Source organism: Stenotrophomonas bentonitica (assembly GCF_013185915.1).
Lineage (GTDB): Bacteria > Pseudomonadota > Gammaproteobacteria > Xanthomonadales > Xanthomonadaceae > Stenotrophomonas > Stenotrophomonas bentonitica.
Genome location: NZ_JAAZUH010000004.1, coordinates 61,547 through 73,647, shown reverse-complemented (window position 1 = coordinate 73,647; position 12,101 = coordinate 61,547). Strand labels below are relative to the sequence as shown.

General features: G+C 65.0%; 14 protein-coding genes. 2 read left to right on the top strand and 12 right to left on the bottom strand.

Annotation, left to right across the window (positions count from 1 at the left end; genetic code table 11):
* The first annotated feature begins 8 nt into the window (after window positions 1–8).
* Window positions 9–1,010 (top strand): urea transporter, encoded by a 1,002-nt coding sequence (locus HGB51_RS18170; protein ID WP_070207785.1) that lies wholly within the window; start codon window positions 9–11, stop codon window positions 1,008–1,010.
* Here the strand turns inward: HGB51_RS18170 and HGB51_RS18165 are convergent, their stop codons facing one another.
* The 3 genes from HGB51_RS18165 to HGB51_RS18155 are packed head-to-tail and all read right to left on the bottom strand — an operon-like array spanning window position 1,011 to window position 3,777.
* Entirely contained in the window at window positions 1,011–1,694 is a 684-nt protein-coding gene (locus HGB51_RS18165; RefSeq protein ID WP_070207784.1) for an urease accessory protein UreF, read from the bottom strand. It lies immediately after the preceding gene.
* Between the two features lie 15 nt (window positions 1,695–1,709).
* Window positions 1,710–2,303 (bottom strand): HupE/UreJ family protein, encoded by a 594-nt coding sequence (locus HGB51_RS18160; protein ID WP_070207783.1) that lies wholly within the window; start codon window positions 2,301–2,303, stop codon window positions 1,710–1,712.
* Between the two features lie 34 nt (window positions 2,304–2,337).
* Entirely contained in the window at window positions 2,338–3,777 is a 1,440-nt protein-coding gene (locus tag HGB51_RS18155; protein WP_070207782.1) for a GntP family permease, read from the bottom strand.
* Between the two features lie 166 nt (window positions 3,778–3,943).
* Here HGB51_RS18155 and HGB51_RS18150 point away from each other — a divergent pair, with 166 nt between their 5' ends.
* The gene (locus tag HGB51_RS18150) at window positions 3,944–4,201 is read left to right on the top strand and encodes a putative hemolysin (RefSeq protein ID WP_070207781.1); all 258 of its coding nucleotides are present in this window, start codon (window positions 3,944–3,946) and stop codon (window positions 4,199–4,201) included.
* A 5-nt stretch (window positions 4,202–4,206) separates the two neighbouring features.
* Here the strand turns inward: HGB51_RS18150 and HGB51_RS18145 are convergent, their stop codons facing one another.
* From HGB51_RS18145 to HGB51_RS18105, 9 genes are all read right to left on the bottom strand, one after another.
* Window positions 4,207–5,298: a PA0069 family radical SAM protein gene (locus tag HGB51_RS18145; protein ID WP_070207780.1), complete on the bottom strand. Its 1,092-nt coding sequence runs from the start codon at window positions 5,296–5,298 to the stop codon at window positions 4,207–4,209.
* Window positions 5,299–5,619: 321 nt separating this feature from the next.
* On the bottom strand, window positions 5,620–6,363 hold the full coding sequence (locus tag HGB51_RS18140; protein ID WP_070209678.1) for a pyridoxine 5'-phosphate synthase: 744 nt from the start codon (window positions 6,361–6,363) through the stop codon (window positions 5,620–5,622).
* Window positions 6,360–6,638, bottom strand: coding sequence for a hypothetical protein (locus tag HGB51_RS18135; protein WP_070209677.1), 279 nt, complete (start codon window positions 6,636–6,638; stop codon window positions 6,360–6,362). The genes HGB51_RS18140 and HGB51_RS18135 overlap by 4 nt, the downstream gene beginning before the upstream one ends.
* Before the next feature lie 67 nt (window positions 6,639–6,705).
* On the bottom strand, window positions 6,706–8,175 hold the full coding sequence (cls, locus tag HGB51_RS18130) for a cardiolipin synthase (protein ID WP_070209676.1): 1,470 nt from the start codon (window positions 8,173–8,175) through the stop codon (window positions 6,706–6,708).
* Between the two features lie 101 nt (window positions 8,176–8,276).
* Window positions 8,277–8,693: an ExbD/TolR family protein gene (locus HGB51_RS18125; RefSeq protein ID WP_102947117.1), complete on the bottom strand. Its 417-nt coding sequence runs from the start codon at window positions 8,691–8,693 to the stop codon at window positions 8,277–8,279.
* A gap of 3 nt (window positions 8,694–8,696) precedes the next feature.
* Window positions 8,697–9,122 (bottom strand): ExbD/TolR family protein, encoded by a 426-nt coding sequence (locus HGB51_RS18120; protein WP_171966918.1) that lies wholly within the window; start codon window positions 9,120–9,122, stop codon window positions 8,697–8,699.
* A gap of 57 nt (window positions 9,123–9,179) precedes the next feature.
* Window positions 9,180–9,941, bottom strand: a complete 762-nt coding sequence (gene exbB / locus HGB51_RS18115) for a TonB-system energizer ExbB (RefSeq protein ID WP_068848033.1) — start codon at window positions 9,939–9,941, stop codon at window positions 9,180–9,182.
* 82 nt (window positions 9,942–10,023) lie between these two features.
* A complete protein-coding gene (locus HGB51_RS18110) occupies window positions 10,024–10,692 on the bottom strand; it encodes an energy transducer TonB (protein ID WP_070208031.1) in 669 nt (222 codons plus the stop codon).
* A gap of 144 nt (window positions 10,693–10,836) precedes the next feature.
* On the bottom strand, window positions 10,837–12,042 hold the full coding sequence (locus tag HGB51_RS18105; RefSeq protein ID WP_070208032.1) for a tetratricopeptide repeat protein: 1,206 nt from the start codon (window positions 12,040–12,042) through the stop codon (window positions 10,837–10,839).
* Window positions 12,043–12,101 lie beyond the last annotated feature (59 nt).

Sequence of the window (12,101 nt, the reverse complement as noted above, 5' to 3'; positions counted from 1 at the left end):
CCAGCGCGATGAACGTGGCCAGCTGGACACTGCGCGGGATCGGCCAGGTCGTCTTCCAGAACAACCCCTGGAGCGGCCTGGTCATCCTGCTGGGCATCGCGTTCAACTCCTGGATCTACGCCGCCATCTGCGTGGTCGGCGTGCTGGCCAGCACGTTGACGGCGGTCGTCCTCAAGGCCGACCGCGGGCTGGTCCGCGATGGGCTGTTCGGCTTCAACGGCGCGCTGGTGGCACTCGCGCTGATTGCGTTCACCAGTGAAGACTTCCAGACCGGCGCGGTCCCGTCCGTTGCGATGTTCGTCTACCTGGTCTGTGGCGCGGCCATGAGCACCCTGGCCTTCGCCAGCCTGGCCGCGCTGCTGGGCCCGCACAAGGTGGCGCCGCTGACGATGCCGTTTGTGCTGATCGGCTGGTTGTTCCTGTTCGCCATCCTGAAGTTCGACGCCATCGAGGCCGGTCCCATGGCCAAGCCGGTGTCGCCGGATCAGTTCTCATACGTCGCGCCGTATGTGCTGCCCACCTGGTACATGGGCATCGGCGCGTCGGTCGGCCAGATCTTCTTCCAGGACAACTGGATCACCGGCTACATCATCCTGCTGGGCATCGCCCTGCATTCGCGCATTGCGGCGGGGATGTGCCTGCTGGGTGCGATCACGGGTACGGTGGTCGCCGCCCTGTTCGGCGGCCCGGAAGGGGCGATCCGCGATGGCCTGTTCGGCTACAACGCGGCGCTGACCGCGATGGCACTGGGGGGCATCTTCCTGGTGCTGACCTGGCGCAGCTTCTGCTACGCGCTGTTCGGCGCAGCGGTGTCGGCGTGGTTGTGGGCGTCGGTGGCGATCTTCCTCAAGCCGATCGGCATGCCGGTGCTGACCTCGTCGTTCGTGATCGTGACCTGGTTGATGCTGATCGGGCAGTACGCCTTCAAGGCGCTGGTCCCGGTGCCGCCGGCCGAGTCGACCACGCCGGAAGACAACCGGCGGCGCCACGTTGCGCAATCCCCGCCCTGATCAGGAGCGGAACAGCCGGCTGTACTGGGTTTCGTGCCACGCGCTCATCATCGCCAGCGCCGGTGAGACGTTGCCGACATCATCGTCACTCACCGTCATCGCGCGTCCAGCGGCGCGCTCGATGACCGGCATCGAGGCGATCAGGATGCGTTGGCCGGAGGTGTGCCCCAACGGCACCAGGCGCATCGCGGCGGCGACCTGGGCTTCCACGACGCTCCACATCAGCCCGCGCAGCGCCGTGGGTGGCGCTACGTCCCAGTGGGCGCAGGCCAATGCAAAGGACGCGGGATAGGTGAGTCGCACGCGGGCATGGTCACTGGCCCGCTGCACGCCGAGGTCGATGAGCAGGCGCAGCAGCGATTCGCTCATGCGCCGGTCTTCCAGTTCCAGCTCCCTGCTTTCGCGTCCTGCGGCCAGCCAGGCGTTGGCTGACAGGAACGCTGCGCCGTCGTCCTGCTCCAGGGCATGGGCCATGCGCGAGAACAGGGCGCCGTCGAGCAGCGCGTAGCTGTGCTCAAGCACTCCCAGGATCCAGCAGGTGGCCGTGCGCTCATCGTGCACCACGCCAGCATGCACGGCCGGCTCCAGGCCCCTGGAGTACGAGAAGCTGCCAACCGGCTGGCTGGGGCTTATCAGCCGCAGCAGGTGCAGGGGCAGTGCAGATGAAGGATCGAAGCAGTCCACGGTCTGGAATCCACTTCAGCCCACCATCATCAGCAGACCCCAGGCGGCGATGGCGCCTCCCGCCACGCGAAGCGAGAGACGCCCGGCCTTGGCGTTCATCAGCCGCCCGGCGCCCACGCCGAGGCCCAGTCCAACCGCATGCAGCACCACGGTCGCGAGCACGAATCCGGCGCCGTAGGTGAGCATGTGCGCGCCGCCGATTTCCGCGCCGTGCGCATAGCCATGGAAGAACCCGAAGAAGCCGGCAACTGCAGCGCCAAACAAGGGCGATACCGGCAGCGCAAAAGCGATGGCCAGCCCGAGCACCGCCACCGACGCCAGGATCACCGGCTCCACCAGCGGCAGCGACAGTCCGCCCAGCGCAGCCAGGAAGCCCAGCACCATCACCCCCACGAACGCGGCAGGCACCGCGATCAGTCCGCGCCGGCCCAGGGTACTCGCCCACAGACCCACCGCGACCATGGCCAGGATGTGGTCCACCCCCAGGAAGGGATGCGCCAGGCCTGCGGCGAAGTCGGTGTGCGCGTGGTCGGTCGCGCTGACGTGCCCCAATGCAGGGAAGGCCAGCAGGAGCGATGTGGCCGCGAGGAACTTCACCAACGTTTTCATGGCTGACTCTCCAGATACGGAAGCGATGTTGTGTTCAGAAGGAACCGAATGTGGCACCGAGGAAGAAGATCGCCACCAGCGAGATCAGCACGCCGACGATCACCGTCATGAACATGTCGAAGTAGCTGTTGGCATGGGTCTGCTTGCTGATCTGAAGCAGCAGCAGGACCGTGCCGTTGTGCGGCAGCGCATCCAGGGTGCCGGCGCTGACCACGGTAAGTCGGTGCATCAATGCCGGGTCGATGCCGTACTCGGCGGCCATCCGCATGTATTCGCTGCCCAGCGCGTTCAGCGCGATGGCCATGCCGCCCGATGCCGTGCCGGTCAGCGCGGCCAGTGAGTTCATCGCGACTACCAGTGAAACCAGTGGGCCGCCCGGGATCTGCAGCACCGCATCGCGCACCACTTCGAAGGTAGGCATGGCCGCGACCACCGCGCCGAAGCCGACCAGGCTGGCGATGGTGAGGATCGGCAGTGCGGAGGAGTTGGCGCCGGCATCCAGGCTTTCACGCAGCGACTGCAGGCGTTTGAAGTTGAGCACCACGGCGGTGAGGTTGGCGGTGGCCAGCGCGATCAGCACCGACCAGACACCGATGGATGCGTTGACGTCGATCCCCCACGGCGCGCTTTCCAATGCGGAAAAGTCCACGCGCGGCAGCACGATCAGCGCCATCAGGAAGTTGACCACGATGACCACGACCAGTGGCATGACAGCGACGATGAAGGAGGGGTAGTCCTCGGTGCGCTTGCCGTGCTCGAGTTCGGCCGGGTCGAAGTCGCCGGAGTTGGTGGCCTGCTCGCGGGTCTTTTCAGGAATGACGATCTTTCCATCGTCTTCGGTATACGACTCGCCCGCCGTGCGCGCCTTGGCTTCGGCGCGGTGCAGCCACCACATGCCGAACGCCATGGTGATGATCGAGGCGACGATGCCCAGTCCCGGCGCGGCGAAGGTGGTGGTGCCGAAGTACGGCATCGGAATGGCGTTGTTGGTGGACGGGCTGCCCGGCATCGCCGACATGGTGAAGGTGAAGGCGCCCAGGCCGATGGCCGCAGGCATCAGCCGCGACGGAATGTTGGCGGCCTTGAACATCTCGCGGGTCATCGGCACCAGCACGAAGAACGCCACGAAGACGCTGACGCCACCGTAGGTGACCACCGCAGAGGCCAGCACCACGGCCAGCATGGTGCGCTTCACCCCGAGCTGTTTCGTCAGGTACTTCGCAATGGAGGTGATGGACCCGGTGTCGTCCATCAGCTTGCCGAAGATGCCGCCGAGCAGGAACAGCGGGAACCAGCGTATGACGAAGCTGCCCGCACCGGACATGAAAGTGGTGGTCCAATTGGCCAGCACCACCTCGCCGGACAGGATGGCGGTCAGCAATGCCGCCGCGGGCGCCAGCAGCAGCACGCTCCAGCCCCGGTAAGCCAGCCACATCAACAGCGCCAGTGAAATCAGAATCGCGAGCAGACCCATACATGCACTCCCAAGGACGCACCCGCAGAGGCTGGATATGCAAAGGATAACGCCGCTCGGCCGGTGCATCCGGGCGCCCAGTAGATTTACTGGTCGGCGCACGGAGCTTTCACGCCCACGGTTCCAGACTGCGGTGAGCCGATGGCGGCCGCACTGGAGAAGCGTCATGCGTAGCTATGTGATCGTGCTGGCAGCCGTTGCCGTGGCGGGCCTGGCAGGGTGTTCCCAGCAGAGCCAGAAGGTGCACGAAAGCCAGGTGGGAATGGCGAACCCCGCTTCGGTGCACTGTGAGAAGGTGGGCGGCAAGGTGGAGATCGAGAAGGACGCGCAGGGAAACCAGAAGGGCATCTGCCACCTGCCGGACGGCACCCGTGTGGACGAGTGGGAGCTGTTCCGTCGCGACCAGGCGCAGAAGCCTGGCTAGTGTGGCTAGAACAATGAACCCTGTGGCGAGTCTTCGCGCGGCGGAAGCGGTCGCACGAACCTGGTGCAGTCCAGCTTCGGCCAGTGGCTGTTCTGCGCATCGAAGCCGAGCCGCCGGCGCGCCAGTTTGAAGCGGTGCGAGAGCAGATCGGCGTAGACGCCTTCGCCGCGCATGCGGGTGCCGAACTCGCTGTTGTAATCCTTACCGCCGCGCAACTGGTTGATGGTGCTCATCACGTGCGCGGCGCGGTCGGGGTGATGGGTGTCGAGCCAGTCGCGGAACAGCGGGGCGACTTCCAGTGGCAGGCGCAGCAGCACGTAGCCGGCGGTGCTGGCGCCGGCGTCGCGCGCCGCTTCCAGTACCGCTTCCAGTTCGGCGTCGTTGATCCAGGGAATGACCGGGGCCACCATCACGCCGACAGGAATGCCGGCGTCATGCAGGCGGCGCATGGCGCGCAGGCGTGCGTGCGGTGCGGAGGCGCGGGGTTCGAGCCGTGCCGAAAGATGCGGGTCGAGCGAGGTGACCGAGAAGTGCACGCTGACCAGGTTCTTTTCCGCCAGCGGCGCGAGCAGGTCGATGTCGCGCTCCACCAGGGCGTTCTTGGTGATCAGCGAGAACGGGTGCTGGGTTTCCAGCATCACTTCGATGAGCTGTCGGGTCAGCTTGAGTTTGCGTTCGATCGGCTGGTAGGCGTCGGTGTTGATGCCCAGCGCAATGGGTTGCGGCGTGTAGGCCGGGCGCGAGAGTTCCCTGCGCAGCAGCTGCGGCGCGTTGGTCTTGGCGAACAGCTTGGTTTCGAAGTCCAGGCCCGGGGACAGGTTGAGGAACGCGTGCGAGGGCCGGGCGAAGCAGTAGGAGCAGCCGTGCTCGCAACCGCGGTAGGGATTGACCGATTGGCTGAAGCCCACGTCGGGGGACTTGTTGCGGCTGATGATGCTGCGCGCGGTTTCGGCGCGGACTTCAGTACGCAGGCGCGGGGCGGCGAATTCTTCGCGGGTGTCCGGTTCCCAGCCGTCGTCCATGGCTTCGCTGACGGTGACCTCGAAACGGCCTGCCAGGTGCGTGGTGGAGCCGCGGCCTTTGATTGCGATACCCATGTGGTTACAGGGTAGGGCTGGGGCGTCTCATTGACTGAGACGTCTGGGCGGCGGAAGCGGGCGGGAATCGGGTGTTCAAGGGTTAGTAGTATTACTAACCACAGCCGCGTTTGGAAGGGGAAGCGTTGTGGCGGTTGGGTTCTGGATGAACCGGTTGGGGTTTCTCCCCATGGTTATCCACAGGGAAACGTTTCCTGGTTTCGGGAGGGTTTCCGTGGGACACGCATGGCGTGTCGCTACGCGGTTTGCGCGGTCGTCATGGGCGCCGATATGCGGCATGGCCCGACCGCGTAGTGACACGCCATGCGTGTCAAAGCCATCTCAAACCAGCGCGAGATACCGCTTGACCGTAGCGTCCAGCCCGGCGTAAAGCGCCTCCCCGATCAGTGCGTGCCCGATCGAAACCTCCAGCACGTCGGGGACCGCCTGCAGGAAGTCCCGCAGGTTGTCCTGCGAAAGATCGTGCCCCGCATTCACCCCCAACCCCGCCGCCTGCGCCGTGCGCGCGGCCTCGGCGAACAGCGCCAGCATCACCGCGGCATCGCCCGCCGCGTGGGCTTCGGCGTACGGGCCGGTGTAGAGCTCGATACGGTCGGCACCGATCACGGCCGCCTGTGCAATGTCCGGGTTACCAGCGTCGACAAACAGGCTGACCCGGCACCCATACGACTTCAGTTCGGCAATCAGCGGGCGCAGCCGCTCGGCGTCGCGACCGAAGTCGAAGCCGTGGTCGGAGGTGAGCTGGCCGTCTCCGTCCGGCACCAGGGTGGCCTGCGCCGGCCGGGTCTGCTCGCACAGCGGGAGCAGGCCGGGATAGCCCGGGCGCGGCGGGGCGAACGGGTTGCCTTCGATGTTGAATTCCACGCCACGGGCGCGGGTCAGTGCGGACAACGCGATCACGTCCTCGGCATGGATGTGCCGGCGGTCCGGCCGCGGGTGCACGGTAATGCCATGCGCACCGGCGTCCAGGCAGGCGGTCGCCGCCTGCACCACATCCGGGTCGTGGCCGCCCCGCGAGTTGCGCAGGACGGCGATCTTGTTCACGTTGACGCTGAGCTGGGTCATGGGCTCGGGGGCAGGTCGTTCGGGTCGCGTTCGGCGTCGCGGCGGGCCTGCGCCTGCTCGCGCAACCGGCGCAGTTCGGTGGGGTCGATGGCGTTGTAGATCTCGCTGCCGGTGTCGCGCTGGCTGCCGCCGAAGGTGGCGACATAGCGGCCACGGACCCAGGCCAACAGGAACAGCAGGGCGCCGAACAGTGAAAGCATCATCAGCCCGGTCGAGGGCGTTTTGACGGCGAAGGCGAAGCAGCCGATCGCCAGCAGCATGAACAGCCAATACATTGTCATTCTCCCCGGTTGACCGCGCCAGTGTAGCGCCGCTGCCGGGCCCGGTTCCACGTGGCGGTGCCTACAGCAGCGGCGAGGCGAGGCGGGCGAAGGCCTCGGGAACCCGGTGCAGCCACAGCGAGCGGCGGCGGTCGTTGCGGACCGGGCTGGAAGCGGCGAACTCTGCAATGAGGATCTTCTCCAGCTCGGCCACGCAGGCCTCGTTGCTGATCATCATCGAAAGCTCGAAGTTGAGCCGGAAGCTGCGGTGGTCGAAGTTGGCACTGCCGGCGATGCACACGTCGTGGTCGGCAATGAAGGCCTTGGTGTGCAGCATGCGCGGGCCATACTCGTAGATCTTCACCCCGGCCTGCAGCAGCTCGTCGAAGTAGGAGCGCGCCGCCTGGGTGACGAACCAGGAGTCGCTCATTTTCGGCACCAGCAGGCGCACGTCCAGGCCACCGAGCGCGGCCGAGGTCAGCGCCATGCGCGCGGCTTCGCCCGGGACGAAGTACGGGGTCACCAGCCACACCCGTTCGCGCGCTTCGTGGATGGCTGCAACCTGCAGGCGATGGATGGTTTCCCATGAAGAGTCCGGCCCGGATACCAGCACCTGCGTGGTGATGGCACCGTCCTTGCGCGCCGGCATGTCGTTGGGCCACAGCTGCGCGATGTTGAAACGTTCCTTGGGCTCGCCGGTGGCGTAGATCCAGTCTTCGACGAACACCAGCTGCAGGCTGCGCACCACGTGCCCGGCCAGGCGCATGTGCAGGTCGCGGTAGGCATTCGGGTTGCGGCTTTCGTCTTCCTCATCGGTGATGTTGATGCCACCGGTGAACGCAACGCGGCCGTCGATCACCACCAGCTTGCGGTGCGTGCGCATGTTCATCCACGGCCGCTTGAACGGCTTGAGCAATTGCCGCGGATGGAACCAGGCCACTTCCGCGCCCGCATCGAGCAGCGGTTTGAGGAAACGCTTGCGGATCGACGACGAGCCGACCGCATCCAGCAGCAGGCGCACGCGCACACCGGCGCGGGCGCGTTCGACCAGTGCATCACGCAGCGCGGTGCCGGCGTGGTCGGGGTTGAAGATGTAGTACTCCACATGCAGGTGGTCGCGTGCCTGTGCCACCGCCTTCAACAGGGCGGCATAGGTCTGCGCGCCGTCGACCAGCCATTCCACTTCGGTAGCCGAACTCGGCGCCAGCCCGGTGGTGGCCTGGCCGATCTTGGCCAGCTCGGTGCAGTCGGCATCGGGTGGGCACACGCTGTTGTAGTGCTCCATGCCCGAGCGCGCACGGCCGCGCCGCAGGCGCTGGCGCTTCACCTTCTGCGGGCCCAGCAGGTAATAGATGAAGAGCCCGAGGTAGGGCAGGGCCGCCAGCGACAGGATCCAGCTGAGCGTGGCGACCGGCTCGCGCTTCTGCAGCATGATCCAGCCGATCAGCCACAGCAGGTACAGCACATAGGCGGCAATCATCAGCGGACGCAGGTGCGGAATCGCATCCATCCAGTGGAGCCAGTCGGCAAGAGCGGGGTAGGTGGCAAGCATGCGCGGATCATAGCCGGACGCGGGTGTCCGGTGCGCGCACAAAAAAAGCGCCCCTGTTTCCAGGGGCGCTTTCCAGTCGCGTCATGACTTGGTGTTGCGTATTACTGCTGCTGCTGGAACCCGATCTTCTTCATCTGAGCATTCTTCGCGGCAGCCAAAACCTTGGCCATCACGTCGTACTCGGAGTCCGGGCTGGCGTCGATGCGCAGCTCGGGCTGGTTGGTCGGGTCACGCTGCACTTCCTGCTCCATGCGCTGCTGGAGTTCGCCCACTGCAACCGGGCTGTTGTTCCAGAACACCTGGTTGCTGGCGTCCACCCGCAGCTCGATCGGCGGCGGCGGTTCGACCAGCTGCGGCGGTGGGTTGAGCACGCGCTGCGGCAGGTCCACGGCGATCGGGTACGTCATGATCGGCGCGGTAACGATGAAGATGATCAACAGCACCAGCATCACGTCCACGAGGGGCGTAACGTTGATGTCGGCCATTGGGCCCTTGCCACCACCAGAACTGAATGCCATGGCTTACTGCCCCTTCTCTTTGGTGGCAACGAAGCCAACGTCGAGCATGCCCTGCTCCTGCGCGATCTTGGTCATCTCGTTGATGACACGCATCTTGGTGGTGCGGTCACCACGCAGATTGAGCGGGGGCTGGGGGGTCTGCTGGGCGGCGGTCGCCAGGCGCGACTCGAGAGTCTGCTTGTCGATTTCTTCGTCGTTCCAGAAGATGGAGCCGTCTTCCTTGACTGCCAGGGTGATCGGACCCTTGCGGTCGGCCGCATCTTCCGGATTCTGCACCAGGTTGGCCTCGGGCAGTTCGACCTTGACCTTGTGGGACATCAGGGGCGCCGTGATGATGAAAATGATCAGCAGCACCAGCATCACGTCCACGAGGGGCGTAACGTTGATGTCGGCCATGGGGCCGCCGCTGTTACCACTACTGAAAGCCATAACGGGCTCCGTCTAGATCGTGTTGACTACGTTCTCGCTGGGTACAGCGCGTCGCAATTAGCGGACGCGCGAACCGGTGGCGAAGAAGTCGTGCAGGTCGTGAGCGAACGTATCGAACTTGCTGATCGTGGCGCTGTTGATCTTGCTGAAGAAGTTGAAGGCGAACACGGCCGGGATTGCCACGAACAGACCGATGGCGGTCATGATCAGGGCTTCACCCACCGGGCCGGCAACGGCGTCGATCGAGGCGGAACCGGTTGCACCGATCTTGATCAGCGCGCCGTAGATGCCCCACACGGTACCGAGCAGACCGACGAACGGAGCGGTTGCGCCGACGGTGGCCAGCAGGGTCATGCCCGACTGCAGGTTGTTGCTTTCGCGGGTCACGGCCTGACGCAGGGCGCGGTCGACGAACTCCGAACGGCTCAGGTTTTCACCCAGGCCACCGGTGGCGCCGCCTTCGGCACGCTGGTGGTGGGCAGCAGCCTGCGCAGCGTCCAGGGCGATCTTCGAGAACGGCTCGGAAGCCGGCTGCTCTTCCATCGCACGGATGGCGTCCTGGGCGTTCGGGGTATCCCAGAACAGGCTCACGACCTTGTCAGCAGCGCTCTTCAGACGGGTAGCGCGGAAGATGTTGATGACGGTCCAGTACCAGGACATGGCCGACATGATCACCAGGGTCAGAAGCACGACCCAGGAGACGGCGAAGTCGCCCGGCTTGGAGGTCATTTCGTGGATCAGATGCTCGAAGCCCATCTGCGAGAGGGCATTCGACGGGTTGCCCCCGGCAGCAGCGGCGATGAAGAGTTCCTGCAGCATGACGCTTACCTTTGTTGTGTGTGGTGATGAATGTTGTAGCTAGGTTCAAGTGAGGGGTGGGTGGCCCAGGCCACCCGACCCATCAATTCAGCGCAAAGTTGACCGGGACGCGGACGCGACCTGCAGCTTTCTTCCCGCCCGATTCGGCAGCGTTAAAGCGCCATTTACGGGCGGCTTCCATCGCGGCACGGTCCAGATCGCGGTTACGGCTGGACTTTTCGACCGTCACATTGGTGACGTTGCCGGCGGCATCGACATCAATGATCAGGATGACTTCACCCTGGATACCTGCGCGGAATGCAGCCGGCGGGTAACGCGGGGGATTCATGGCCTTCGACGAGATATCGACGCTGGCCTCGATGGAGCTCGGCGGCTGCGGCGGACTCGGCGGACTCGGCGGCGTGACGATGTCGTTCGGACGCGGTTCCGGCACGTCGATCACCGGCGCCTGCGGCGGCGGCGGCACCGGCGAGGGCTTCGGCGGCGACAGGTTCTTCACCGGCGGCGGCGGCTGTTCGGTCGGCGGCGGCGGCGGCGGCGGCGGTGGGGGCGGCGGCGGAGCGTCGACCAGGGTCACCATGATGTTGCGTTCCTTTTCCGCGACGGCCTTGGGGGCCACGGCAGGAATGAGGAGCAGCATCAGGGCGGCGAGATGCAATGCGATTACAAAGGCGATACCCACGATGCGCGGCCAGCTGAGGCCGGTGTCATCGCGTTGTTCGTACCTGTGAACGACTAGTTGTTCCGTCATGCGCCAAGAGCTCATTAGTGGGGCCGGGTACCCGGGGCAGGTAACCCATGATCAGCGGTGCATGACACCGCAGGAACCTCCAAGCTTATACCAATCCTGAGCGCCTGCGCATCACCTGCGCAGGCGTTCAGGCGTTATTCCTACTTACTTCAGGTTGATGATTTTCTTGGCATCTGCCTGATTCTTCACACCTTTGGCCAGCGCCTGCTGTGCAGCCTGCTTGGCTTCCGGAACGCGACCTTCTGAGTGCAAGACGCGTGCCAGATTCAGGTAGGTCTCACCGTCCTTGGAAAGCGGGGCGGCCTTCTGCCACGCGTCGATCGCCTTTTCCACCTGCGGCGGGTCCATGTAGTAGTTGGCCTGGGCCAGGGCCAGGTAAACCTGGTAATCCGGCTTCAGCACACCCTTGGCCAGGCCGTCATCGATGACCTGGATGACCTTCTTTTCCTGGTTCTCGGTGTTGGCGTAGATGGAGTAGGCCTGCTTGTACTCACGTTCTTCAGTGAGCTGACCGGCCGCCAGCAGCTTGTCCATGACCGCAGCGGCCTGGGCCATCTGGTCGGCCTGCAGGTACATGCTGGCCAGGTTCATCTGGGCCTTCTTGTCGTTCGGGTTCTTGGCCGCCAGGGCTTCGGCTTCCTTGACCGCTTCACCGGTCTGGCCGGCTTCGGCCATGGCGCCCATCAGCAGCTGGTTCCAGTTGTCCTTCGGCGTGGTGCTGGCAGCGATGGCCGCCTTGATCACCGGGATGGCTTCCTGATAGCGCTCGAGCTGGTACAGGGCCTGGCCCTTGATGATCAGCTCTTCCGGCTTGTTGGACTTGGATTCGGCGAAGTACTTGTCCAGGGTGGCCAGGCCTTCGGCGGTCTTGTCGTCCTGGATCTGCAGCTGGCCCAGCATCAGCATCGACTGGAAGTGGCCGTTGTTGTCCAGGCCGTTGAATTCCAGCACCTGCTTCAGGTAGCCGATGGCAGCCGCACTGTCGTCGGACTGATAGGCCGCCTGCGAGGCAAGCTGGGCAGCCAGGGACTTGTCGTAGGTATTGGCAGCACTGTTGGCCAGGATTTCATTGGCCGCGGCCAGGGTCTCCGGGAACTTCTGATCGTTGTAGCTGTCGATCAGCTTCTGCAGCTGCTTGCCCAGCTTCGGCGAGGCCTTGACGCTCGGCTCTTCGCGGGTGGCGTTCGGGTACAGGACTTCGGCCTTGGCCTGGTCCTTCTTGCCACCCCGACGATCGGCGCTGCGGTCGGTGCCGCGGGACTGCGCGATGGCGTCAGTGACCACGACGCCACCGAGGGCGGTCGCGATGAGTACGGTAAGCACGGCTTGCTTTGGGTTGCGGAGAATCATCTTTCACCTCGGTCAAACCGCCGTGGCGGCATCAAAACGGACTGTCAGAAAAATCTGAG

Bases quoted from the DNA above. Each gene is read 5' to 3' on its own strand.
- exbB (WP_068848033.1), bottom strand. From the start codon at position 9,941: ATGCTGCAGGAACTCTTCATCGCCGCTGCTGCCGGGGGCAACCCGTCG.
- HGB51_RS18170 (WP_070207785.1), top strand. From the start codon at position 9: ATGAACGTGGCCAGCTGGACACTGCGCGGGATCGGCCAGGTCGTCTTC.
- cls (WP_070209676.1), bottom strand. From the start codon at position 8,175: ATGCTTGCCACCTACCCCGCTCTTGCCGACTGGCTCCACTGGATGGAT.
- HGB51_RS18105 (WP_070208032.1), bottom strand. From the start codon at position 12,042: ATGATTCTCCGCAACCCAAAGCAAGCCGTGCTTACCGTACTCATCGCG.
- HGB51_RS18155 (WP_070207782.1), bottom strand. From the start codon at position 3,777: ATGGGTCTGCTCGCGATTCTGATTTCACTGGCGCTGTTGATGTGGCTG.
- HGB51_RS18140 (WP_070209678.1), bottom strand. From the start codon at position 6,363: ATGACCCAGCTCAGCGTCAACGTGAACAAGATCGCCGTCCTGCGCAAC.
- HGB51_RS18125 (WP_102947117.1), bottom strand. From the start codon at position 8,693: ATGGCATTCAGTTCTGGTGGTGGCAAGGGCCCAATGGCCGACATCAAC.
- HGB51_RS18145 (WP_070207780.1), bottom strand. From the start codon at position 5,298: ATGGGTATCGCAATCAAAGGCCGCGGCTCCACCACGCACCTGGCAGGC.
- HGB51_RS18150 (WP_070207781.1), top strand. From the start codon at position 3,944: ATGCGTAGCTATGTGATCGTGCTGGCAGCCGTTGCCGTGGCGGGCCTG.
- HGB51_RS18135 (WP_070209677.1), bottom strand. From the start codon at position 6,638: ATGTATTGGCTGTTCATGCTGCTGGCGATCGGCTGCTTCGCCTTCGCC.
- HGB51_RS18110 (WP_070208031.1), bottom strand. From the start codon at position 10,692: ATGACGGAACAACTAGTCGTTCACAGGTACGAACAACGCGATGACACC.
- HGB51_RS18120 (WP_171966918.1), bottom strand. From the start codon at position 9,122: ATGGCTTTCAGTAGTGGTAACAGCGGCGGCCCCATGGCCGACATCAAC.
- HGB51_RS18160 (WP_070207783.1), bottom strand. From the start codon at position 2,303: ATGAAAACGTTGGTGAAGTTCCTCGCGGCCACATCGCTCCTGCTGGCC.